At 71.1% G+C, this 23,561-nt stretch carries 17 protein-coding genes; 6 read left to right on the plus strand and 11 right to left on the minus strand.

The features are described 5' to 3' along the window. Positions 1 to 238: 238 nt before the first annotated feature. Positions 239 to 1,582, minus strand: a complete 1,344-nt coding sequence (locus AMK33_RS30060) for a UDP-glucose dehydrogenase family protein (RefSeq protein ID WP_073936130.1) — start codon at positions 1,580 to 1,582, stop codon at positions 239 to 241. A gap of 181 nt (positions 1,583 to 1,763) precedes the next feature. Between AMK33_RS30060 and AMK33_RS30065 the strand changes: the two genes are divergently transcribed. Beyond that, complete coding sequence (locus tag AMK33_RS30065; protein WP_073936131.1) at positions 1,764 to 2,921, plus strand: acyl-CoA dehydrogenase; 1,158 nt, start codon at positions 1,764 to 1,766, stop codon at positions 2,919 to 2,921. Between the two features lie 72 nt (positions 2,922 to 2,993). On the opposite strand, the gene AMK33_RS30070 is transcribed toward AMK33_RS30065, so the two are convergent. Beyond that, entirely contained in the window at positions 2,994 to 4,157 is a 1,164-nt protein-coding gene (locus tag AMK33_RS30070) for a phospholipase D-like domain-containing protein (protein WP_073936132.1), read from the minus strand. Positions 4,158 to 4,327: 170 nt separating this feature from the next. Between AMK33_RS30070 and AMK33_RS30075 the strand changes: the two genes are divergently transcribed. Continuing rightward, positions 4,328 to 4,696, plus strand: a complete 369-nt coding sequence (locus AMK33_RS30075; protein WP_073936133.1) for a four-helix bundle copper-binding protein — start codon at positions 4,328 to 4,330, stop codon at positions 4,694 to 4,696. Between the two features lie 54 nt (positions 4,697 to 4,750). Here the strand turns inward: AMK33_RS30075 and AMK33_RS30080 are convergent, their stop codons facing one another. After that, positions 4,751 to 6,028: an LCP family protein gene (locus AMK33_RS30080; protein ID WP_201263104.1), complete on the minus strand. Its 1,278-nt coding sequence runs from the start codon at positions 6,026 to 6,028 to the stop codon at positions 4,751 to 4,753. 119 nt (positions 6,029 to 6,147) lie between these two features. On the opposite strand from AMK33_RS30080, the gene AMK33_RS30085 reads away from it, so the two are divergent. Then, complete coding sequence (locus tag AMK33_RS30085) at positions 6,148 to 6,705, plus strand: acyl-CoA thioesterase (RefSeq protein ID WP_073936134.1); 558 nt, start codon at positions 6,148 to 6,150, stop codon at positions 6,703 to 6,705. Between the two features lie 187 nt (positions 6,706 to 6,892). Here AMK33_RS30085 and AMK33_RS30090 read toward each other — a convergent pair whose 3' ends face one another. After that, entirely contained in the window at positions 6,893 to 8,365 is a 1,473-nt protein-coding gene (locus tag AMK33_RS30090) for an LCP family glycopolymer transferase (RefSeq protein WP_443030937.1), read from the minus strand. Positions 8,366 to 8,493: 128 nt separating this feature from the next. Between AMK33_RS30090 and AMK33_RS30095 the strand changes: the two genes are divergently transcribed. Beyond that, positions 8,494 to 9,531, plus strand: a complete 1,038-nt coding sequence (locus tag AMK33_RS30095; protein ID WP_073936136.1) for a glycosyltransferase family 2 protein — start codon at positions 8,494 to 8,496, stop codon at positions 9,529 to 9,531. Between the two features lie 54 nt (positions 9,532 to 9,585). Here the strand turns inward: AMK33_RS30095 and AMK33_RS30100 are convergent, their stop codons facing one another. From AMK33_RS30100 to AMK33_RS30125, 6 genes are all read right to left on the minus strand, one after another. Beyond that, positions 9,586 to 11,193, minus strand: a complete 1,608-nt coding sequence (locus AMK33_RS30100; RefSeq protein WP_073936137.1) for an LCP family protein — start codon at positions 11,191 to 11,193, stop codon at positions 9,586 to 9,588. Between the two features lie 80 nt (positions 11,194 to 11,273). Next, positions 11,274 to 12,998 (minus strand): LCP family protein, encoded by a 1,725-nt coding sequence (locus AMK33_RS30105; RefSeq protein ID WP_073936138.1) that lies wholly within the window; start codon positions 12,996 to 12,998, stop codon positions 11,274 to 11,276. 203 nt (positions 12,999 to 13,201) lie between these two features. Beyond that, positions 13,202 to 14,857 (minus strand): LCP family protein, encoded by a 1,656-nt coding sequence (locus AMK33_RS30110; protein WP_079195010.1) that lies wholly within the window; start codon positions 14,855 to 14,857, stop codon positions 13,202 to 13,204. 165 nt (positions 14,858 to 15,022) lie between these two features. Further along, positions 15,023 to 16,759 carry an LCP family protein gene (locus tag AMK33_RS30115; protein ID WP_073936139.1) on the minus strand — a complete coding sequence of 579 codons (1,737 nt, stop codon included), beginning with the start codon at positions 16,757 to 16,759 and terminating at the stop codon, positions 15,023 to 15,025. Between the two features lie 260 nt (positions 16,760 to 17,019). Next, a complete protein-coding gene (locus AMK33_RS30120) occupies positions 17,020 to 18,213 on the minus strand; it encodes an LCP family protein (protein WP_073936177.1) in 1,194 nt (397 codons plus the stop codon). A 263-nt stretch (positions 18,214 to 18,476) separates the two neighbouring features. Next, positions 18,477 to 19,238 (minus strand): TIGR03089 family protein, encoded by a 762-nt coding sequence (locus AMK33_RS30125; RefSeq protein ID WP_073936140.1) that lies wholly within the window; start codon positions 19,236 to 19,238, stop codon positions 18,477 to 18,479. 129 nt (positions 19,239 to 19,367) lie between these two features. Between AMK33_RS30125 and AMK33_RS30130 the strand changes: the two genes are divergently transcribed. After that, entirely contained in the window at positions 19,368 to 20,747 is a 1,380-nt protein-coding gene (locus AMK33_RS30130; RefSeq protein WP_073936178.1) for a peptidoglycan recognition protein family protein, read from the plus strand. A gap of 96 nt (positions 20,748 to 20,843) precedes the next feature. Further along, the gene (locus AMK33_RS30135) at positions 20,844 to 21,926 is read left to right on the plus strand and encodes a nucleotidyltransferase family protein (RefSeq protein WP_073936141.1); all 1,083 of its coding nucleotides are present in this window, start codon (positions 20,844 to 20,846) and stop codon (positions 21,924 to 21,926) included. Positions 21,927 to 22,518: 592 nt separating this feature from the next. Here the strand turns inward: AMK33_RS30135 and AMK33_RS30140 are convergent. After that, positions 22,519 to 23,526, minus strand: coding sequence for a DNA-3-methyladenine glycosylase family protein (locus AMK33_RS30140; protein WP_073936142.1), 1,008 nt, complete (start codon positions 23,524 to 23,526; stop codon positions 22,519 to 22,521). Positions 23,527 to 23,561 lie beyond the last annotated feature (35 nt).

Raw genomic sequence — 23,561 nt, forward strand, 5'->3', positions numbered from 1 at the left:
GTCGCGCAGTTCCCCGCGCCCTATAGGGCGTTGCTGTGCCGCAGTGGGCTTTGCGGGGCTCGTCGGAGGCACGGCGGTGGCCGCACGTCGGTACGGTCCCGCGCCCCTTCGGAGTGCCGCCGGGTCCGCGCGAAGGGGCGCGTAGCCGCACCGTGGCCGCGTGCGGTTTGGCAGAATGCGGCAGGACGCCGGTTCGGCCGACTGAGCCTCGGCCGAACCGGCGCCTTCCGCTTTTCGTCTACGCGGTGGGGCGTCCCATCGCGCGGTAGCGCCAGCCGGCCCGGCGCCACACCTCCGGGTCGAGCGCGTTGCGCCCGTCGAGGATCAGCCGCTCCGCGGCCACCTCGCCCAGCGCCGCCGCGTCCAGCTCGCGGAACTCCCGCCACTCCGTCAGGTGCAGTACGACGTCCGCGCCGCGCACCGCCTCCAGTGCCGAGTCGGCGTACCCCAGGGTCGGGAAGAGGCTGCGGGCGTTGTCCATGCCCTTCGGGTCGTACACCGTGACCTGGCCGCCCTGGAGGTGGATCTGCCCGGCCACGTTCAGCGCCGGCGAGTCCCGGACGTCGTCCGAGTCCGGCTTGAAGGTCGCGCCCAGCACCGCCACCCGCTTGCCCAGGAACGCCCCGCCGCCCAGCGCCTGCCGGGTCAGCTCCACCATCCGGCCGCGCTGGCGCATGTTGATCGAGTCGATCTCCCGCAGGAACGTCAGCGCCTGGTCCGCGCCCAGCTCACCGGCGCGCGCCATGAACGCCCGGATGTCCTTCGGCAGACAGCCGCCGCCGAAGCCGATCCCGGCGCGCAGGAACTTCTTGCCGATCCGGTCGTCGTAGCCGATGGCCTCCGCCAGCTTGGCCACGTCACCGTCCGCGGCCTCGCACACCTCGGCCATCGCGTTGATGAACGAGATCTTCGTGGCCAGGAAGGAGTTCGCCGAGGTCTTCACCAGCTCCGCGGTCGCGAAGTCGGTCACCACGAACGGCGAACCCTCCTCGACCGGTGTGGCGTACACCTCCCGCAGCACCTTCTCCGCCCGCTCACTGCGCACGCCCACCACGATCCGGTCCGGGTGCAGCGTGTCGCGCACGGCGAAGCCCTCGCGCAGGAACTCCGGGTTCCACGCCAGCTCCGCGGCCTCCCCGGCGGGAGCGTGCTCGGCCAGGTAGGCGGCCAGCCGGTCGGCCGAGCCGACGGGCACCGTCGACTTGCCCACGACCAGCGCGGGACCCTTCAGATGCGGCGCGAGCGAGGCGATCGCGGAGTCGACGTACGACATGTCGCAGGCGTACTCGCCGTGCCGCTGCGGAGTGTTCACACACACGAAGTGGACGTCGCCGAACTCCCCGAGCTCGGCCCAGTCCATCGTGAACCGCAGCCGCCCGCTGGACCCCTCGATCCCGGCCACGTGCCTGCGCAGCAGCTCTTCCAGTCCCGGCTCGTACATCGGGACCTCACCGCGCCGGAGCTTGTCGATCTTCTCCGGTACGACGTCGAGGCCCAGCACCTCGAACCCCAGCTCCGCCATGGCCGCCGCGTGGGTCGCACCGAGATAACCGGTGCCGATCACGGTGATCTTGAGGGCCATGAGTGCTCCAGGGGTAAACGGCATGCAGTGCGGGCCCGAGCATAACCGGGGGCGCGGGCCCGCCACCGGCGGGCTGTCGCCCAGCTCACCTATCCACGGGTGCCGGTGAAGGCCTAAAATTTGAGTTACTTAACGGTAGTTAGCGTGACCAGCATCGCATCGTTTTGGAGCGTGAGAGACCTTGGCCGGATCGGCTGACTTCGACCTGTACCGCCCGTCCGAGGAGCACGACATGCTCCGTGACGCCGTCCGCTCGCTGGCCGAGGCGAAGATCGCGCCGTACGCCGCCGCGGTGGACGAGGAGGCCCGCTTCCCCCGGGAGGCACTGGACGCGCTGACCGCGAACGACCTGCACGCCGTGCACGTACCCGAGGAGTACGGCGGCGCCGGCGCGGACGCGCTCGCGACGGTCATCGTGATCGAGGAGGTGGCCCGCGTCTGCGCGTCCTCCTCCCTCATCCCGGCCGTGAACAAGCTGGGCTCGCTGCCGGTGATCCTCTCCGGCTCCGAGGCGCTGAAGAAGAAGTACATGACCCCGCTCGCCAAGGGCGACGGCATGTTCTCGTACTGCCTCTCCGAGCCCGACGCGGGCTCGGACGCGGCCGGCATGAAGACCCGGGCGGTCCGCGACGGCGACTCCTACGTCCTCAACGGCGTGAAGCGCTGGATCACCAACGCCGGCGAGTCCGAGTACTACACGGTGATGGCCGTCACCGACCCCACCAAGCGCTCCAAGGGCATCTCCGCCTTCGTCGTCGAGAAGTCCGACGAGGGCGTCTCCTTCGGCGCCCCGGAGAAGAAGCTCGGCATCAAGGGCTCCCCGACCCGCGAGGTCTACCTGGACAACGTCCGCATCCCCGCCGACCGCATGATCGGCGAGGAGGGCACCGGCTTCGCCACCGCGATGAGGACGCTGGACCACACCCGCATCACCATCGCCGCCCAGGCCCTCGGCATCGCCCAGGGCGCCCTCGACTACGCCAAGGGCTACGTCCAGGAGCGCAAGCAGTTCGGCAAGCCGATCGCCGACTTCCAGGGCATCCAGTTCATGCTCGCCGACATGGCCATGAAGATCGAGGCCGCCCGCCAGCTCACCTACGCCGCCGCGGCGAAGTCCGAGCGCGGCGACAGCGACCTCACCTTCCAGGGCGCCGCGGCGAAGTGCTTCGCCTCCGACGTCGCCATGGAGGTCACCACCGACGCCGTCCAGCTCCTGGGCGGCTACGGCTACACCCGCGACTACCCGGTCGAGCGCATGATGCGCGACGCGAAGATCACGCAGATCTACGAGGGCACCAACCAGGTCCAGCGGATCGTGATGGCCCGCAACCTGCCGTAACGGCGGGCGGGCCGGGCAGCGGAGGGCGTCCGGGGACTGGCGCCCTCCGCTCTTTCCGGCCGGTGTGCGCCGTCACAGGAAGCGGCGGATCGGGGTGACCGCGGCCTCGGCGAGGCGTCCGGTCAGGGGACGGTGCCGCCAGCGGGCCGGGTCGACGGGCTCGCTCAGCTTGCGGTCGGCGTCGAAGTCGGCGTCCAGCGCGGCCGTGAAGTCCTCGTCGAGGACGGCCAGCATGACCTCCTCGTCGTGCTCCAGGGAGCGGCGGTTGAAGTTGGTGGAGCCGATGAGGGAGCAGACGCCGTCCACGGTGATGACCTTCGTGTGCAGCATGGTCGGCTGGTACTCCCGCACCTCCACGCCCGCGTCGACCAGGGTCTGGTAGTGCTGCCGGCCGGCCAGCAGGCAGGCCCGCTGGTCGGTGTGCGGCCCCGGCAGCAGGATCTCCACCCGCACGCCCCGGCGGGCGGCGGCGGCCAGGAGGTCGATGAAGTAGGTGTCGGGCGCGAAGTAGGCCGTGGACAGCCGGAAGCGCTCCCGCGCCGAGGTGATCATGACGCGCAGCAGTGTCTGCATGTCCTGCCAGCCGAAGCTGGCCGAGCCCCGTACCACCTGGACCGTGGCGCTCCCCGGCTGTTCCTGGGGGGTGAAGCGGTCGTGCTCGTCGTACAGGTCGTCGTGGCACTCGGCCCAGTTCTGGGCGAAGGCCGCCGCGATCCCGTCCACGGCGGGCCCCCGGACCCGTACGTGGGTGTCGCGCCACTCGCCGGGGCCGCGGGCGTCGCCGCACCACTCCTGGGCGATGCCGACGCCCCCGGTGAACGCGGTGTGCTCGTCGGTCACCAGGACCTTGCGGTGACAACGGTGGTTCTGCCGCATCGGCGACAGATGGAGGGGCTTGCGGAACCAGGCCACCTGGACGCCGGCGTCGTCCATGGCGTCCAGCAGCTCCGGCTCGATCTCCTTGGCGCCGAAACCGTCCAGCAGCAGCCGTACCCGGACCCCCGAGCGGGCCCGCTCGGCCAGGGCGTCGGCGAACTCCCGCGCGATGTCACCGCGCCAGTACACGAACGTCATCATGTCGACGGTGTGTTCCGCGGCGCGGATGGCCTCCAGCATCGCGGGGAAGATACGGTCGCCGTTGCGCAGCGGCACGAGTTCGTTGCCCTCGGTCGCGGCGATGCCGATGAGCCGTTCCAGCCGTCTGCGCAGCCGCTGTCTCTCCGCCTGTGGTGTCATGTGCGCCCTCCCCTGAGCCGTTCGTTCCCGCCCCGTCTCTTTTTTCCGCTGCCGGTGCTTCCAAGCAGGGACGTGGTCCGGGCCGTCCTGTGGTGGTCATGGGGCCAGGGGCGTAGGACGGAGAGGGCGGGGGCCGAGCCCCGGCCCTCTCCGTCGTCCTGGGAGGAACCATGACCCAGCAGCAGCCGACCACCGCGGAACCGATGAGCCAGGAGATGCAGGACTGCGTCCAGGCGTGCATGGCCTGCCACGGTGTGTGCGAGGAGACCATGAGCTCCTGTCTGCAGATGGGCGGCCAGGCCCAGATGCGGATCATGCGGGCGCTCATGGACTGCTCGGAGATGACCCGCATGTGCGCGGACATGATGATGCGCCGCTCGCCGCTGGCGAACGAGATGTGCATGATGTGCGCGCAGGCCTGCGACATGTGCGCCGAGGCGTGCATGTCCATGCCGGACGACGAGCGGATGACGCGCTGCGCCGAGTCCTGCCGTCGCTGCTCCGAGATGTGCCGCGCCATGGCGGGCGCCACGATGTGACGCCGTCGCCGGACACGGCTGCGGGCACCCCGCGCGGGGTGCCCGCAGCCGGTTTCAGTTGCCCTTGACGGTGACCTTCTCGTCGTTGTTCAACTGGCTCACCAACTGCTTCACCTTCGCCTTGTCCCAGAGCAGGTTGCCGCCGGTGGAGCCCGCGATCGGCATGTTCATGGACGTGCCCTCGCCGCCGCTGACGCCCTTCATCGACCAGAACATGTCGGCCAGGTCGAACAGTCCCATCTCCTTGTCGACGATCAGGGAGTCCAGCCCCGCGCCCATGGTCGGGTAGAGCTTGAAGGGGTTGAGGACCGTGCCCGGCGTGGCCACCTGGTTGGCGAGGGCGGAGAGGAACTTCTGCTGGTTCTTCGTACGGTCCAGGTCGGAGCCCGCCAGCGCGTACCGGGTGCGGACGAAGGCGAGGGCCTCCTCGCCGTTCAGGGTCTGCTTGCCCTTCTTGAGGTCGGCGCCGGACTTGGTGTCCTTGATGTCCTGCGGGATGTCCATCTCGACGCCGCCGACCGCGTCCACGATGTTCGCGAAGCCGGCGAAGCCGATCTCCACGTAGTGGTCGATGTGCAGACCGGTGTTGAACTCGACCGTGCGGACCAGCAGTTCGGGCCCGTCCTCGGCGTAGGCGGCGTTGAGCTTCACCTGCCGGCCGGTCGAGGGGTAGGTCTTGCCCGACTCGGAGCCCACGAAGGACGGGATCTCGACGTTCGAGTCCCGGGGCAGCGAGATCAGGGTGGGGCCGTTGTCGCCGGTGTGCAGGATCATCATCGAGTCCGTGCGCTTGCCGTCGGCGGACCCGGTGTGCAGGTTCTTCTTGTCCTCGGCGGACAGGCCCTCACGGCTGTCGGAGCCGACGATGAGGTAGTTGGTGCCCTCGCCCTTCTCGGGCCGCTCGATCACCTTCGACAGGTCGACGTCGCGGTTGAGCTTGGAGTCGGCCCAGAAGTACGTGCCGACGGTCGTCACGACCAGCACGGTGACGACGGTGATCGCCGTCCACTTGATGCGGCGGCGCCAGTCCGGCGCGGGGCGCTGCGGGGCGTAACCGCCGTCGCCGCCCGGCCCGCCGGGTCCACCGCCGCTGGGCGTGCCGTAGACCTGGCCGGTGTTGTAGCCGCTGTCGTAGCCGCCGCCACTGCCGTGCCCGTCCACGTACGACGGCTGCTGCGGGACACCGCCGTACGCGCCCTGCCCGGGAGGGGCCGCCGGGCCGCGGCGGACCTGCCGCATGACACGGGCGCCCTCGGGCTGTGCGCTCGCGCTGCCGCGTCCGTAGCGTCCGCCGCGGTTGTCGTCGGACCGTGCCTCGGGCCAATCAGTCATGGAAGACAGTGTGCAGGTCCCGGCTGTGCGCCATACAAGGGTCGTCGGAAAATCAGGGCACCGCTGTTGCGAAGCTGACACAAATTCCGCAGATGTGACCTCGGCATAAGGTGGAGGCCATGACAGACCAGGCCCCCGCCGCAGCCACGGAGAGTCCGGACATCCCGGGCAAGCCCACCTCGGCGTCCCGTACGACCCTCAGCCACATCATGACCCACAACGACACCAACCTGCTGGGCACGGTGCACGGCGGGGTGATCATGAAGCTGGTCGACGACGCGGCGGGCGCCGTGGCCGGACGGCACTCCGGAGGGCCTGCCGTCACCGCCTCCATGGACGAGATGGCCTTTCTGGAGCCGGTCCGCGTCGGCGACCTGGTTCATGTGAAGGCCCAGGTCAACTGGACAGGACGGACCTCGATGGAGGTCGGGGTGCGGGTGCTGGCCGAGCGCTGGAACGAGTCCACGCCGGCCACCCAGGTCGGCTCGGCGTATCTGGTGTTCGCGGCCGTCGACGCCGACGGGAAGCCGCGCCGGGTGCCGCAGGTGATACCGGAGACCGAGCGGGACAGGCGCCGCTACCAGGAGGCCCAGATCCGCCGCGCCCACCGGCTGGCCCGCCGCCGGGCGATCATGGAGCTGCGGGAGAAGCGGGCGGCGGAGGGGTTCGAGGACTGAACGCTCCGCGGGGTGCGTCGATCGGCTGCGGCGCCGTCGTGGCTGGTCGCGCAGTTCCCCGCGCCCCTTCGGGGTGCTGCCGCACCCCGGTGGACCGCGCCGGGCCCGCTGGAGGTGCGGCGGTAGCCGCACGTCGGTACGGTTCCGCGCCCCCTCGGAGCGCTGCCGGGCCGGCTGGGGAAGGGGCTCAGGAGCAGTTCACCTCGTCGCCCCGCACCACCCCGAACTCGCCCTGCCCCGGGTCCTGCGCCCGTACCTTGCGGACCTTCTCGAAGTCGGCGCCCGCGATCACCTTCAGCGTGGCGCCCTGGCCCTTCACCGCGCGCAGCTCGCTGCCGGGAAGGGCCGCCGCGAGGGATTTCGCGGAGCGGTCCCAGCGGGGGTCGTAGGCGACGACCGTCCGCCTCACGTCCTGGTGCGCCGCGTTGGCCGGGGCGCGGGTGGTGTCGAAGCCGGTCGCCGCCAGCGCCGCGTCCACCCGCCGGCCGAGGCCCGCCGTGCGGGTGCCGTTCTCGACCTGGACGCGGATCTGCCGGGGGTCCACCGGGACGCGGAGCGCCGCGCCCGGGGTGCGGCGCACGGAGAGCGGCTCGTCCCGGCGCAGCGCGTCGAAGATGCGCTCGGACTTCTCGGTGTCCCACTTCAGCGTCGAGCCGGCGCCCTTCACGGTGTGTCTCATGTCGGAGATCGGCACGGTGGTGAACTCGGAGGAGGAGGGCGAGAAGTTCCGCATCGCCCGGCCGAGGTCCAGGAGCTCGCCGGTGCCGAAGCCCTTGTCGGCGCGGACCGAGCCGAGCACCGCCCGGGTCACGTCCCGGAACTTCAGCGGGTTCAGCAGGATCCCGGAGGAGGTGACCCGGTCCACCAGGGCCGCCATGAAGTGCTGCTGGCGCCTCATCCGGCTGAGGTCGGAGGCGCCGTCGACGTGCCGGGAGCGGACGTACTGCAGGGCCTGGCCGCCTTCGAGGGTGTGCCGGCCGGCGGGCAGGTCGAGGCCGGTGCGGCTGTCCTTCAGCCGTCTGTCGGTGCAGATCTCGACGCCGCCGACCACGTCCACGGTCTTCATGAAGCTGGTGAAGTCGACCTCCAGGTAGTGGTCGATCTTCACCCGGGTCATCTTCTCGACCGTGCGCACGGTCAGCCGGGGCCCGCCCTCGGCGTACGCCGCGTTCAGTTTGACGGGGTGCCCCTTGTGCCGTTCGCCGCTCACCCGGTCGGTGTGCGGGGGCGTCACGGCGTACGAGTCGCGGGGCAGGCTGACCACGGCGGCCCGCTCGCGGTCCGCCGAGATGTGCACGATCATGATCGTGTCGGTGCAGTGGCAGGGCGCCCCGCCGAGCCGGTACTTCTCCCGCTCCTCCTCGCCGATCCTCTCCCGGCCGTCGGTGCCGACGAGCAGGATGTTCATGCCGTGACCGGCCTCGGGGCGGTTCTTCATGTCGCGGAACGGGTCGACCCGGGCGATGTCCTCGTCGAGGCCGCTCATCACCGCGTGTCCGATCCCGGCGGAGGCGAGCACCACGACCGACAGCGTGGAGACGGTGCGCATGACCCAGCGCGGCTTCCCGCGCGGCGGCACGGGTGGCGCGGTCGACGCGGTGGGCCGCGGGGGACGCTGCGGTGCGGGGTGGGGCCGGGGGGACCGCGGCGGCGTGGGCAAGGGGGACACCTCCGGACGACGGCCGTGCGTGGGATCGTGAGCACGGTAGGCCGATACGATCTGCGGCCCGGCACATCGCCCCCGGCACGCGCGTCGGTGTCCCCCGTTCGCGGTAACGTGAGCCCCCTATGAACGCCAATCCCGACGTGCGGCTCCCCGCCGTTTCCGTGATCATGCCCGTCCTCAACGAGGAGCGGCACCTGCGCGGCGCCGTCCGCGCGATCCTCGCCCAGGAGTACGCCGGCGAGATGGAGGTCGTGATCGCCCTCGGTCCGTCCACGGACCGCACGGACGAGATCGCCGCCGAGCTCGTGGCCGAGGACCCGCGGGTGCACACCGTGCCCAATCCGACCGGCCGCACCCCGGCCGCCCTCAACGCGGCGATCAAGGCCTCGCGCCATCCGGTCGTGGTCCGCGTCGACGGGCACGGGATGCTCTCCCCGAACTACATCGCGACCGCCGTACGGCTCCTGGAGGAGACCGGCGCGCAGAACGTCGGCGGCATCATGCACGCCGAGGGGGAGAACGACTGGGAGCACGCCGTCGCCGCCGCGATGACGTCGAAGATAGGTGTGGGCAACGCCGCCTTCCACACCGGCGGCGAGGCCGCCCCCGCCGAGACGGTGTACCTGGGTGTGTTCCGGCGCGAGGCGCTGGAGCAGCAGGGCGGGTACAACGTGGAGTTCATCCGCGCCCAGGACTGGGAGCTGAACTTCCGCATCCGTGAGGCCGGCGGGCTGATCTGGTTCTCGCCGGAGCTGAAGGTGTCGTACCGGCCCCGGCCCAGCGTGCGGGCGCTGGCCAAGCAGTACAAGGACTACGGGCGTTGGCGGCACGTCGTGGCCCGCTACCACTCCGGTTCCATCAACCTGCGCTACCTGGCCCCGCCGGCCGCGGTGTGCGCGATCGCGGCCGGGATCGTGGTGGGCGCCGTGCTGACCCCGTGGGGCTTCGTGGTGCCCGGCGGCTACCTCGCGGCGATCGTGCTGGGGTCCGTCCCGGCCGGCAAGGGGCTGCCGCTCAAGGCGCGGCTGCAGATCCCGGTGGCGCTGGCCACCATGCACATGTCGTGGGGCTGGGGCTTCCTGACCAGCCCGAAGTCCCTGGCCCGCAAGGTGATCGCGAGCCGGCGCCCCTCGGTCCGCGCGGACGCCGCCTCGCACTGACCGGACGTCACCACGGGCCCCTCCCCCCCCGGAGAGGGGCCCGTTGCGGTGTCCTCACCAGGTGAACGCGGGGTTCACCTTCATGCAGGCCTCGTCGTCCGCGCCGTTGAGCGCCTCGGCGGTCTCCGGCACCTCGTTGTTCTCCTTCGGCGCCTTGTACGTCGTGCCCTCGCGCCAGTCCGCGCCCACCACGAGCGTGACACCGGAGACGTCGGTCGACCTGCGCACCGCGCTCGGCTCGAGCCCCAGGGCCTCGGCGACCGCCGCGGCGTCGCCCTCCAGGTCCGCGCTCGGGTAACGGACGACGGTCGTCTTCTCGCTCAGGGACGCGCTCTGGTCGGCGACCGCCCTGGTGAACCCCTCGTCCACGAGCAGCTCCGCCACGGTGCCGGCCCGGTCGGGGGCCGCGCCCAGGGTGTCGGTGCGGGTGCCGTTCTGCACCAGGACCGGGATCTCGGCGTCCTCGGCCGCCGGGTCGTCCGGGCCCTGGTCCCCCTGCGTCGGGCCGGTCTTCTTCTTCGTGTCCTTCGTGTCCCCGCCGTCCAGGCTGATGTCCTCGCGCACCAGCCGGAAGAGCTGCTCGGCGTCCTCCGTGGGCTCCACCCGCGCGCCCACGTACCGGTTCGGCATGGTGGTCATGGTGATGTGCTCCGGCTCGACCTTCCGCAGCTCGGTGCTGAGGTCGTAGAGCTTCTTGACCGAGTTCAGGCCCGGGTCGACGGTGAGCGCCTCGGTGGCCTTCTCGGCGAGCCTGCGCAGCTTGTTCGGGTTGCTCAGGGTGGCGTTCTCGCGCAGCTCCCGGACCATCGAGTTCATGTACATGTGCTGGGCCTTGGCCCGTGCCAGGTCGCTGCCGTCCTCGAAGCCGTAACGGGTGCGCAGCCACTGCAGGGCCTGCTCGCCCTTGACCGGGTGGGTGCCCTCCTCCAGCTTCAGGCCGGAGCCGTGACCCTGGCTGTCGCGCGAGTGGATGTTGGCGTCGACGCACACCGGGACACCGCCGATGGCGTCCGCCATCGACACGACACCCGCGAAGTCGACCATGAGGAAGTGGTCGATGTGGATGCCGGTGAGCTCCTGCCAGGTGGCGACGGTGCAGCCCGGACCGCCGTGCCCGAGGCTCTGGTTGGTCATCACCCGCCCGTCGCTCGCCGGATAGACCGTGCCGTCGTCGGGGTCGGTGCACTTCGGGATCTTCACGAGGGTGTCCCGCGGCATGCTGACGACCGACATGTTGCTGCGGTCGGCGGACAGGTGCACCAGCATCTGGACGTCCGCCAGCGGTGTGGAGCCGAACGTCTCCCGGGCGCCGCCGAGTTCCTGGTTCTCCTTGCTGTCCCGCGCGTCGGAGCCGATGAGCAGGATGTTCAGCGGGGTCTGCCCCGCGGCGTTCGGCGTCGGCTCCGGGATCTTCTCGTCACCGAGATTCAGTTCCTGCTGCTCGATGTTGGCGTTGAGGTGCCGGTAGTAGACGTAGCCGGCGCCGGCCGTGCCCACTATCAGTACGGCCAGCACCATCGCCGACCAGCGGAGCACCCGGTGCTTGCGCGGCGCCCTGCGCCCGTCGCCCGGGCCCTCGCCGCTCCCGTCCTCGAGGGTGGCCTCGCGGGCGGCCTCGTCCTCGGCGGCCGGTACGGCCTCCTGCACACTGTTCTGCGTCAACTTCTGCGTCCTCCACAGCCCTCAGGGCCCGCCGTACGTCTTGGAGACATACGACGGGCCCGTGAGGTTGCGCTACGGCCTCAACTCGCGCACTGAACTTTGTCGGCCGTGGACTTCTCCACCTCGGGCGTCTCGATCGACGCGGCGTCGAGTTTGACTCCGGCGCCCTTGAAGTCCTTGCCGAGGGTGAGGGTCATGGCGGGCAGGCCCTGGGAGTTGGTGACGCTTTCGCCGGGTTTCATGGCGGATCCGGACAGGCCGAGGATGTCGGCGAGGCGGCGGGCCTGGTCGGCCTGGTCGGGGGCGTACTCGAGGGTGGTCTTCTTCAGTTCCTCGGGTGCGTTGCCGGCGTTCTCGGACTTGGTGACGCCCGCTTCGAGCTGGAGGTAGTTGAGTTCCTGCGAGGCGCTGCCCGAGGGGGCGCCGCCGTTGAGGATGCGGACGCGGACCTCGTCGGGGTCGGACTTGGTGCCCTTGAGGCGGGCGGCGACCGCGGCGGCCTCCTTCTTCTCCTTCTTCTTGACCTCGGTGAAGGAGATGTCGTTCGCGATCATCTCGAAGACCTGGGGCGCCTTGGACGGGTTGGGGACGACCGTCGCCCTGACCTTCTCGGTGGGGTTGTCGACCACCGGCACCGTCAGGAACGTGATGTTCTTCGTCGGCACCTTCTTCAGCTCCAGGGCGATGTCCTTCAGCGTGCCCACCTTGCCGATGGCGCTGTCCACGGTGAGCGCCTTGGTCGCGGCCTCGGCCAGCTTGATCAGCTTGGTGGGGCTGGTGAGGGTGTCGCTGGAGGACATCTGCCGCATGAGGGAGCCCAGGAACTGCTGCTGGACCTTGATGCGGTCCAGGTCGCCCTCGTTGCCGAAGGAGTGCCGGGTGCGGAGGAAGGCCAGGGCCTGCTCGCCCTCGATCTGTGACTCGCCCGCGGGCAGCTTCAGATGGGACTTCGGATCGTCCACGGCGTGCTCCACACAGACCTTCACGCCGCCGACCGCCGTGGTCAGCGTCTTGACCGCGTTGAAGTCGGCCATCATGAAGTGGTGGGGCTGGATGCCGGTCGCCTCCTTCACCGTGCGCATGGTGCAGCCGGCGTCCCGGCCGTCCTGGCCGAGGCTCGTGTTGAAGCGGACGCCGGTGGAGCCGGGGACGATCTTCTCCGTCCCGTCCTCCTGCGTGGTCGGGCAGTCGGGGATGTCGACGATCATGTCGCGGGGGATGCTGAGCGCGGTCGCGTTGGAGCGGTCCTTGGCGACGTGCAGCAGGATCGTGGTGTCCGCGTGCCCCGTGCTGCCCTTGTCGCCGTAGCCCTCGTTGCCCTCGCCGGTTCGCTTGTCGGTGCCGACGATGAGGATGTTGAAGGCCTCGTCCTTCTTGAAGCTGCTGCTGCCCGCGTCGCCCACGTCCGTCGTCGTGACGTTGCCCTCGAGGTGCTTGAGGTAGAGGTAGCCGCCGACACCGGTGGCGAGGACGACGAACGCCATGGTGCCGCCGGTCCACATCAGGACCTTCCTGCCCCGTGACTTCTTCTTCGCCGGCCGGCGTCCGCGCCGCCCCGGCGCCGGTTCCTCCGGTGGCGCACCACGGCGTCGCCGCTGGGGCGGGACCTCACGGCCGGGCGCGGCCGTACGACGGCCCTTCGCGCCCTCGGTGGTGTCACGCGGCGCGGACCTGCGCGGGCCCGGGACGGCCGGCTGCGGTGCGGAAGGGGGCAGTCGCAGTTCGTATTCGCCGGTACGCGGATTCAGTACCCACTGGTCTGCGGGGTCGACGTCGTCTGCCCGCCCACGTCCTTGCGCGTCCACGGTTTTCCAATCCTCCGTCAGGGCCACGCGGCGCCTGCTCCGAAGGCGCACGGTAAAGGTCGGCAAGTGCACTGCGCCAGAGCGGACCTCATGGCGGGGGGCACGGGGGTGCTCACACTATCTGCCAAGTTGAGCGTCGAACGGTACAGGTGACGTATCCGACGTTCCCACCCAGGGAGCAACTCCTCGTATGTACTGAATTCCTACCATCGGTAAGGCTTGTACACGTCCATGCACTTGCCTGTCTCGGATCCGTTCAGGGCGTCACTGCTGTCGGGCAGGTCCCCGGCCTCCGGCTTCTTCTGCTGCGGATACGACGTGCCCGTACGCCAGTCCGCCCCGATGTCGACCGTGACCCCGGACACGTCCGTCGACCTGCGCGTCGCGCTCGCCGGAATTCCCAGCGCCTCGGCGACCCGCCGGGCGTCCTCGGCCGACTCGTCGCCCGGGTGACGGACGACGGTCCTCTGCTCGGACAGCGCCGCCGACGTGTCCGCCGTCGCCCGGTCGAAGCCCCGCTCCACCAGCGTCCGGGTGATGGCGTGCGCGCGGCCGTCGACCGGTCCGAGGGTGGAGGAGCGGGTGGCGTTCCGCACCAGGACGTCGATGTCGGCGGCGTCGGAGGACGAGCCGCCCGAGGGTTTCGCGGAGGGTTTCGCGGAGGACTTCGCGCCGCCGCTGTCCTTGTCGCCGTTGTCGTCGAAGGGCACGTCGTCGCGGAGCATCGCCCACATCTGCTCGGCGTCGTCACCGGCCGGAAGCAGGTGGTTCGCGTTCTCGGGGTCCGCGACGGTGGGCATCGTCGTCATGGTGATGCGGTTCGAGGGGACCGTCTTGAGCTGCATACCGAGGTCGAACAGCTTCTTGACCGTGCCGATCTCCTCGGACACCACCAGCGACTTCGTGGCCGCCTCGGCCAGGTCCATCAGCCTGCCGGTGTCGGTGAAGACGTTCTGGCCCCGCAGGGTGCGCATCGCCGAGTTCATGTACATGCGCTGCGCCCGGGTCCGCAGCACGTCGCTGCCCCAGGCGTGCCGGGTGCGCAGCCACTGCAGCGCCTGCTCGCCCTTCACCTTCTCGGATCCGGCCTTCATCTTCAGTCCCGAGCCGCCGGGCATCCCGGGCAGCGGGCGGTCCCACACGTTCTGGTTCACGCAGACCCCGACACCGCCGATGGCGTCGGCCATCCGCACCACGCCCGCGAAGTCGATGGTCATCCAGTGGTCGATGTAGACACCGGTGAGGTTCTCCCAGGTGGCCAGCGTGCAGCCGGCCCCGCCGCGGCCCAGCGACTCGTTGATGATCGTGTCGGCCGCCGGGTAGGTCCTGCCGGTCTCCGGATCGGTGCACTCGGGGATGTCGACCCGGGTGTCGCGCGGAATGCTCACCACCGCGGCGCTCTCGCGGTCCGCCGCCAGGTGGATCAGCATCTGCACATCGCCCAGCGGCACGCTGTCGCGGTGGTCCTTGCCGCCGCCCAGCGCCACGTTGGCGTCGGAGGCGCGGCTGTCGGAGCCGATCAGCAGGATGTTCAGGGGAGTCTGCCCGGCGGCGTTCGGCTCGGTCCTGCGGGCCTTGGAGTCGCCGCTGCTGCGCTCGCCCTTCTCGATGTTGCCGTTCAGGTGTCGGTAGTAGAGGTATCCGGCGCCGGCCGTGCCGAGTATCAGGACCGACAGCGTCATCGCGGACCATCTGAGCACGCGGTGCCGCCGCCTGGGCCGCCTGCCGTGGCCGCGCCGTCTGCCGCCTGCGCCGTTCGTGTGGTCCGCGCCGGGACCGTCCCGCTCGGACGTGCCGTCCCCGGCGGACCGGACCGCGTCCGGCCGCGCTCCCTCTCCCCGCACACCGCTGTGTGTCATGCCCGTCTCCCCGCCCTCGCTCCCGCGAACGCGCCCCCGCGCGCGGCTCTTCCGCACGGTCGGACACGCGCCGGCCCTCAATGGCTGTACGACCGCGCCGGTGGACCGGTTGCCCTCCCGGCCGTAACAGGGCCGTTCTGTAGGACGGGTGACGGGACCGTCAGGTCACTCGGCGCACTCGACCTTGTCCGCCGTGGACTTCTGGACCCCTTCCGGGGTCTTGCCGGAGGTGGCGTCGAGTTTGACTCCGGCGCCCTTGAAGTCCTTGCCGAGGGTGAGGGTCATGGCGGGCAGGCCCTGGGAGTTGGTGACGCTTTCGCCGGGTTTCATGGCGGATCCGGACAGGCCGAGGATGTCGGCGAGGCGGCGGGCCTGGTCGGCCTGGTCGGGGGCGTATTCGAGGGTGGTCTTCTTCAGTTCCTCGGGTGCGTTGCCGGCGTTCTCGGACTTGGTGACGCCCGCTTCGAGCTGGAGGTAGTTGAGTTCCTGCGAGGCGCTGCCCGAGGGGGCGCCGCCGTTGAGGATGCGGACGCGGACCTCGTCGGGGTCGGACTTGGTGCCCTTGAGGCGGGCGGCGACCGCGGCGGCCTCCTTCTTCTCCTTCTTCTTGACCTCGGTGAAGGAGACGTCGTTCTTGATCATGTCGAAGACCTGCCGGGCGGGCGCCTCCCTGAGGACGACCGTCGCCTTGACCTTCTCGGCCGGGTTGTCGTCCACCGGCACCGTGGTGAAGGTCAGGTTCTTGGTGTTGAGCTTGCCCAGCTCCAGACCGAGGTCCTTCAGCTTGCCGATGCTGTCCAGCTGGGAGTCGACGGTCAGCGCCTCGGTGCCCGCCTCTGCGAGCTTCAGCATCTTGGACGGGCTGGTGAGCGTGTCGTTGGACTTCAACTTGCGCATCAGCGAGCTGAGGAACTGCTGCTGGATCTCGATGCGGCTCAGGTCGCCGCCGAAGCCCACCGAGTGCCGGGTGCGCACGAAGGCCAGCGCCTGCTCGCCCTCGATGGTGTGCTTGCCCGCCGGCAGTTTCAGGTGCGAGTCAGGGTCGTCGATGTCCTTCGCCAGACACACCTCGACCCCGTCGACGGCCGTGGTCAGCGTCTTGACCGCGTTGAAGTCGGCCACCATGAAGTTGTCGGGGGTGACACCGGTCAGCTCGGTGACGGTCCGCATGGTGCAGCTGGGCGTACGGCCGTCCTGGCCGAGGCTCGTGTTGAAGCGGACGCCGGTGGAGCCCGGAATGACCTTCTCCGTCCCGTCCTCCTGCGTGGTCGGGCAGTCGGGGATGTCGACGATCAGGTCACGCGGGATGCTGAGTGCGGTCGCGTTGGAACGGTCCTTGGAGACGTGCAGCAGGATCGTGGTGTCCGCGTGGCCGGCGCTGCCCGCGTCGCCGTAACCGTCGTTGCCGTCGCCGGTGCGCTTGTCGGTGCCGATCAGCAGGATGTTGATGGCCTTGTCCTTCTGGAAGCCACCGGTGCCCGCGCCGTCGTCGGGGAGGGACTGGATGTTGTCGTTGAGGTGCTCCAGATAGAGGTAGCCGCCGACGGCGGTGGCGAGGACGACGAACGCCATGGTGCCGCCGGTCCACAGCAGGATCCTCTTGCCCCGCGACTTCTTCTTCGCCTTCTTCGCCGGCCGGCGTCCGCGCCGCCCCGGCGCCGGTTCCTCCGGTGGCGTACCACGGCGTCGCCGCTGGGGCGGGACCTCACGGCCGGGCGCGGCCGTACGACGGCCGGTTCCGCCGCCGGCGGTGTCACGCGGGGCGGGCCTGCGCGGGCCCGGGACGGCCGGCTGCGGTGCGGAAGGGGGCAGTCGCAGTTCGTATTCGCCGGTATCCGGATTCAGCACCCACTGATCCGCGGGATCGACGTTCTCCGTCCGCTCACGTCCTTGCGCGTCCACGCTTGTCCGCATCCTCCGTCGGGGCCACGAGGTGCGCCCTCCCCTCCGGACGCCCGGTTTCGGTCTTCCCGGTGCGCGCTCCTCCTCACGGCGGGGCCGCTCGGGCACCGGCGCACCGGACCGTCACATTAACCGCCCGGTTCGCCGTGGGGCGATATCGGCCTTGAATTCTCAGCTTCCTTACAGCGGGCAATGTGTGCGTTTCCCGAACCAAGGGCCCATTGTTCCGAGCGGCTCTTGTGCCGGTCTTGGAGTTCGCTTTACCCGCAGATGTCCTCGGCGGCGGAGTTGCCGGAGAACGTGGGCGCCGGAGACGCCCCGCCGGGACCGCCGTCCGGTACGGAATCCCGCGCGGCCGGCGCGATCGCCACGGGCCGGTCCGTACGCAGCCGGGCGAACAGTTCCTCCGCCGCGGGCTGCGCGAGCTGGTCACGATTGACGTCCCCGGTGTACGGCTCCCGGGGAACGGTCAGGAATCGCACCCGCGCGGTGGGGATCTCGCGCAGCCCGCGCGCGAGGTCGTACAGACCCCGCAGGCTGGCCAGTTCCGGATCGGTGGTGAGCGACGAGGTGGCCGCGTCCAGAACGGGATACAGCTTCACCGGATTCAGCAGGACGTCATTGCCGCTCACCTTGTTGACGAGCGCGCCGAGGAAGCGCTGCTGCCGTTCCATACGGCTGGTGTCGCTGCCGTCGCCGAGGGTCTTGCGGGCCCGGACGTAACCGAGCGCCTGCTCCCCGTCCAGCGTCACCCGGCCCGCCGGCAGTCTCAGTTCGGCGTCCTCGTCGTCGACGGGCTCGCGCAGGCACACCTCGACACCGCCCACCGCGTCGACAATGTCCTTGAAACCGTCGAAGTCGACGACGACGTGGTGGTCGACGCGGATGTCCGTGAGTTTCTCGACGGTGCGGATGGTGCAGGCGGAACCGCCCACCGCGAAAGCCGAGTTGAACATCGCGAACACCGGCTCGGAACGCGACCCGTCGGGGCGGCGGCAGCCGGGTACGTCCACCATCAGGTCCCGGGGGACCGACACGGCGGTGGCGCTGCGCCGGCCCGCCGACAGGTGCAGCAGGATCACGGTGTCCGAACGCTCCGTCCCCGCGTCCCGCCCGTAGCGGGCGTTCTCCTCCCCGGAGCGCGAGTCCGAGCCGATCAGCAGGATGTTCCGGGCGTGCTTGACGAGCGCCGTGGGCCGCTCCTCCTCGAACCGCGCGAGTTCGGCGGCCGCCGCCTCGTCCGGGGTGATGTTCCCCTCCAGCTTCATGTACACCGCCCACCCGGCACCCGCGGCCGCGAGCAGTACGACGGCGACGGCGAGCCCGGTGCCGCGCACCCAGCGCCGCCGCCGGCGCCGGGCCCGCCCCCGCCCGCTCGCCGAGGACCCCGTCCCCGGACCGAGGGCACGGCCGCCCCCCGGCTGCGCGGGGGACGCGCCTGCGGTGTCACTCATGACCGGGTCCACCCCTCACTGCGTACGGCGTGCGGTGATGCCGTTGCGTACGACGATGACCCGGGACGGCGGTCGGGGGCGGGTGCTGGTGCGCCGGACGGGGGAGGGGGCGGGGCGGATGGGGGGGTGTTGTGGGGGTTGGGTTCTGGCGGGGTGGGGGTGGCGCGTTTCCGGGGTGGTGGGCGGTGCCTTCCTGGGGTGGTGGGTGATGCGTTTTCGGGGTGGGGGTGTCTTTCGCGGTGCGGTGGGTGGTGGCGGTGCCGTTACCGGGCGATGACTGTCACCCGTTCGCCCTCCACCCGCTTGTCCAGGGCGTCGTCCCCGAGGCGGTCCAGGTTGCGGCACAGCACCACGGAGCCGCCGGTCGCCAGTGGCCCGTACAGGCCCGTGTTCAGGCCCTCCCACGTGTCGTACGGCCGGCCCGACAGGATCCGCGAGCCGGGGCCGGTCAGACCGAGCTCCGGAGCCTCGGCCCGGGCCCGCTCGACCACCTCCGCACCGGTGAACTCCCGGCCCGCCACGATCAGCGCCGGCTCCTCGGGGTCGACCGGCGCGTACGGCACGAAGCGGTCGCCCTGCCCCGGCACCTCGACGGCGTAGTCGGCGAAGCCCTCCGGCGGCTGCGGGAAGCGCCCGCCGAGCGGCCTGAGCGCCAGCGCGATCCTGGCCCCCGAGCAGTCCCGCGCGGCCTCCAGCGACTCCGGCTCCGGACCGCTCACTGCCACGTCCGCCGCCGCCGGGTCCCCGGCCACGTCCGCGACCACGCCCACCGACGCGCACGCCAGCAGCCAGACCGCCGTCTGCCAGTGCGCGGGCAGCAGCAGGGCCACCCGGTCACCGGGCTCCACGGACAGCTCGTCCTGGAGGAGATTGGCGGTCTTGGCCACCCAATTGGCGAAGGTGGCCACGGACAATTCGACGCGTTCGCCCGTGGCGTCGTCGTAGAAGGTCACCAGGGGGCGTCCCGGGTCCGCGGCCAGCGCGGAACTCAGCAGGTCGGCAGGGGTGCGGTCGGTGGCGTTCACCCGCGCAAGCGTACGCGGACCCGCCCGCGCGCACCGCCCGCCGGGGGCACCGGTTCGGGGGAACGCGCTCCGACGGGCCGTCAACTCCCCGATGGACAGATTTGTCTGACTATGTCCAAGCTCAGGGGCATGCGTGGAATTCTTGCTTCCTCAATCGGTGTCACCTGCGCCGCCGCCCTCGCCCTCCCGCTCGCCCCGCCCGCCACCGCGGCGGACGCGAGACCGGCGCCGACGGCAGAAGCGGCCACGCGCGCAGCGGTGACGGCCCGGCCCGACATCCCCGGCAGCACCCAGTCGCTGCCCCTGAGACCCCTCACCCGCGACCGTGCCTCCGGCGCCGCCGTCCTCGGCCTCGCCCCACGGGCCGTACGGCCCTTCTCCCTCCTCGGAGTCGTCTGGGACGACCCCGCCGCCGAACTCCACGGCCGCGTCCAGGTCCGCACCCGGGAGGCCGGCACCGGCGCCTGGTCCGGCTGGCGGGACGTCGAGACGCACTACGCCGACCACGGGGCCGATCCGGGCAGTGCGGAGGGCACCGCGGACGGGGTGCGCGGCGCCACGGCACCGCTGTGGGTGGGGGAGTCGGACGGGGTGGAGATCCGGGTGCTGCCGGAGCCCGGTGAGGACGAGGGCGAGGGGACGGGGGTCGATGAGCCCGGGGCCGGCGACCACTCGGTGCTGCCCTCCGGGCTGCGGCTCGAACTGGTCGATCCGGGGGACGAGGCCCTGGAGGGCCCGCGCACCGGCCTCATGAGCGCCGAGGCGACCGCCGCCTCCGCGGCCAACTCCGCACTCGCACCGCTCGGCGCCCTGGAGATCCCCGCGCTGAACAGCGAGCAGACCCGGCAGGAGTACCTCACCCTGCGCGGGGCCGACCTGACCGAGCAGCAGCGGGCCAAGCCGTACATCGGGCCGCGCCCCGCCATCGTCACCCGGCGCGGCTGGGGAGCGAACGAGAGCCTGCGGGAGAAGCGGTTCGTCTACACCGGCAAGGTCAAGGCGGCCTTCGTGCACCACACCGCCTCCGGCAACAACTACAAGTGCTCGCAGGCCCCTTCGCTCATCCGTGGCTTCTACCGCTATCACGTACGGAGCCTGGGCTGGCGGGACATCGGCTACAACTTCCTCGTCGACAAGTGCGGCAGGATCTACGAGGGCCGGGCCGGGGGAGTGGCGAAGCCGGTCAAGGGGGCCCACACCCTCGGGTTCAACACCGACACCACGGGCATCGCGGTGATCGGTTCCTACGGCTCCAAGAAGCCGTCCTCCTCCGCCGTGAAGGCCATCGCCCGGCTCACCGCGTGGAAACTCGGACTGCACGGGATGAATCCGCGCGCCAAGACATATCTGAAGTCCGGCGGTGGCAATCTCTACCGAAAAGGTAAGAAGGTACGACTGAACGTGATCTCCGGTCACCGGGACGGGTTCAACACCTCGTGCCCAGGGGGGAAGCTCTACAAGAAGCTCGGCACCGCGCGCTCCACCGCGGCCCGCTACCAGGGCCGCTGAGGCGGGCCGGGCGCTCCTTCCTGCCGGAGCCGGTCTGCATACACTGGCCGGCCGAAAGACAGTTCGGCCGGTCCCGGCAGGAAGCAGAGACGACAGGTGACAGAAGCGATCCTCCTGGTCGGCGGCAAGGGCACGCGGCTGCGACCGCTCACGGTGCACACGCCCAAGCCCATGGTCCCGGCGGCCGGGGTGCCTTTCCTCACGCACCAGCTCGCGAGAGCGAGAGCGGCGGGCGTCGAGCACATCGTCCTGGCCACGTCCTACCTGGCCGAGGTCTTCGAGCCGTACTTCGGCGACGGGGCGGCCCTGGGGCTGCACATCGAGTACGTGACGGAGGAGGAGCCGCTCGGTACGGGCGGCGCCATCCGGAACGTCGCGTCCCGGCTGCGCTCCGGGCCGGACGAGCCGGTGCTGATCTTCAACGGGGACATCCTGACGGGGCTGGACATCCGGGCGCTGGTGCGGACGCACGAGACGACCGGCGCGGACGTCTCGCTGCACCTGACGAAGGTGACGGACCCGCGGGCGTACGGGCTGGTGCCCACGGACGGTACGGGCAGGGTGCTCGCCTTCCTGGAGAAGCCGCAGACACCGGAGGAGATCGTCACCGACCAGATCAACGCGGGGGCGTACGTGTTCCGCCGGTCGGTGATCGACACGATCCCGGCGGGGCGGGCGGTGTCGGTGGAGCGGGAGACGTTCCCGGGGCTGCTGGCGGCGGGGGCGCATCTGCAGGGGATGGTCGACTCCACGTACTGGCTGGACCTGGGGACCCCGGCGGCCTTCGTACGGGGCTCGGCGGATCTGGTGCTGGGCCGTGCGCCGTCGCCGGCGGTGCCCGGACGCTGCGGGGACCGGCTGGTGCTGCCCACGGCGACCGTGGCACCGGACGCGAAGCTGGCGGGCGGGACGGTGGTGGGCGAGGGCGCGTTCGTGGCGGAGGGCGCGCGCGTCTTCGGCAGCACGATCCTGCCGGGGGCGGTGATCGAGCCGGGCGCGGTCATCACCGACTCGCTGATCGGTACGCGGGCACGGGTGGGCGAACGCTCGGTCCTCACCGGCACGGTCATAGGCGACGGCGCGACCGTAGGCCCCCACAACGAACTCCGCGAGGGCGCCCGAGTCTGGTGCGACGCGACGATCCCGGCGGGAGCGGTCCGCTTCTCCTCGGACCAGTAGCACCTGCGGTCCGGTGGGTGGATGCCTGCGGCGCAGCTTTCGGTCCGGTGGGGGCTGGGGCAGCGCCCACGGTCGGTGGGTGGATCGGGGCCGCGTCGGGGGTGTCCGTCCTCGGACTGGCGCGGATCACGTCTTCCGGAGGAGGCGCGGGGCGCGGACGCGCCAGCCACTGCGGGCGGCCACCCCCGCCCCGCCCCCTCCCCGCCGCAGGCGACCACCTACCACCATCCCCAGCACCCTGTTCCTCGCACCCCGTTCCCCGTTCCCCGCGGTCCGCTCCGCGCTCCGTTCCCCGCGCTCCGCATTCCGCGCCCTGCGCGCCACGATCCGCGGGCAGCCGCGCCGCCGCATGCCGCGCGATCCGCGGGCAGTCGCATGCCGCGTAACCGCGGGCAGTCGTGCCGCTGGGGCGGCACGGGTGGGCGCGACGGCACCCCGCAAGCGCCGGGCAGCGCGAACACCCCCCGGCCCGCACCAACGCCGGGCAGCCCGTACCGCGCCGGGGCCGCAGCCCCACCCCCCCCGGCCCACACCAACGGGAGCACCCCGCAACACACGGGGCCACGCCCCAGAACACCGGCCCAGCCGACCCTCAAAGCCGCCCGATATCCCCGTACGGCATCCGCGGCGCCCGCCGCCCCGGCACCCTCCCGCTCAACAGAATCAACCGCGTGGCCCGATGCCGCTGCCCCGCGTACGGCTCCAACAGCGACAACATCACCGCGTCATCCGCATACCGATCCCCCGCGAGCGCCCACCCCACGATCCCCGGCAGATGCAGATCCCCCACGGTCACCGCATCCACCGCCCCATGACTCCGCTGTACCGTCTCCGCCGATGTCCACGGCCCGATCCCCGACACCAGCTCCAACCGCGCCTGCGCTTCAGCAGCGGGCATCCCCACCGCCTCCTCCAGCCGCGCAGCGACCCGCACCGCCCGCAGAATCGTCGACGCCCGCTTGTTGTCGACCCCGGCCCGGTGCCACTCCCAGGAGGGAATCAGCGTCCACGTCCGCGGCGCAGGCATCACCGACATCCGCTCCGGCGCGGGCCCGGGCGCCGGCTCCCCGTACTTCCGTACCAGCAGCCGCCACGCCCGATACGCCTCACCCGTGGTGACCTTCTGCTCCAGAATCGACGGAATCAGCGACTCCAGCACCAGCCCGGTCCGCGTCAGCCGCAGTCCCGGACGCCGGTGCCGGGCCACCGCCAGCAGCTTGTGCCGGGGCACGAAGGCGGACGGATCGTCGGCGGCACCGAGCATCTCCGGCAGCTTGTCCAGGAGCCAGTCGGCGCCCGGCCCCCACGCCTCCCCCCGGATCTCCCCGGCACGCCCCGTCACCCGGAGCGTCCCCGGGCCCGTCGGCGTCAGGCTGGCCCGCCACACGGAACCGTCCGGCAGCGCCCGGAACGTCGGATCACCCGGCCCGCGCCGCAGCGGCCCGAGGACCAGCCCGAGGTCCAGGGGGCCCTCCGGCACCCACGTCCGTACGCGGGCCGGGGCCGGTGCCGGTGCCTGCCGGGGAACTCCCTCGGGCACGGCGACATGCCCGCCGCGCACCGTCGTACGAGTCGGGCGGGGTGCGAAACGTCCTGCCACGAGAGATCCCAGGGGTGGAAGTGAAGCGGGGGCCT

This window comes from Streptomyces sp. CB02400, assembly GCF_001905725.1.
Classification (GTDB): Bacteria; Actinomycetota; Actinomycetes; order Streptomycetales; family Streptomycetaceae; genus Streptomyces; species Streptomyces atrovirens.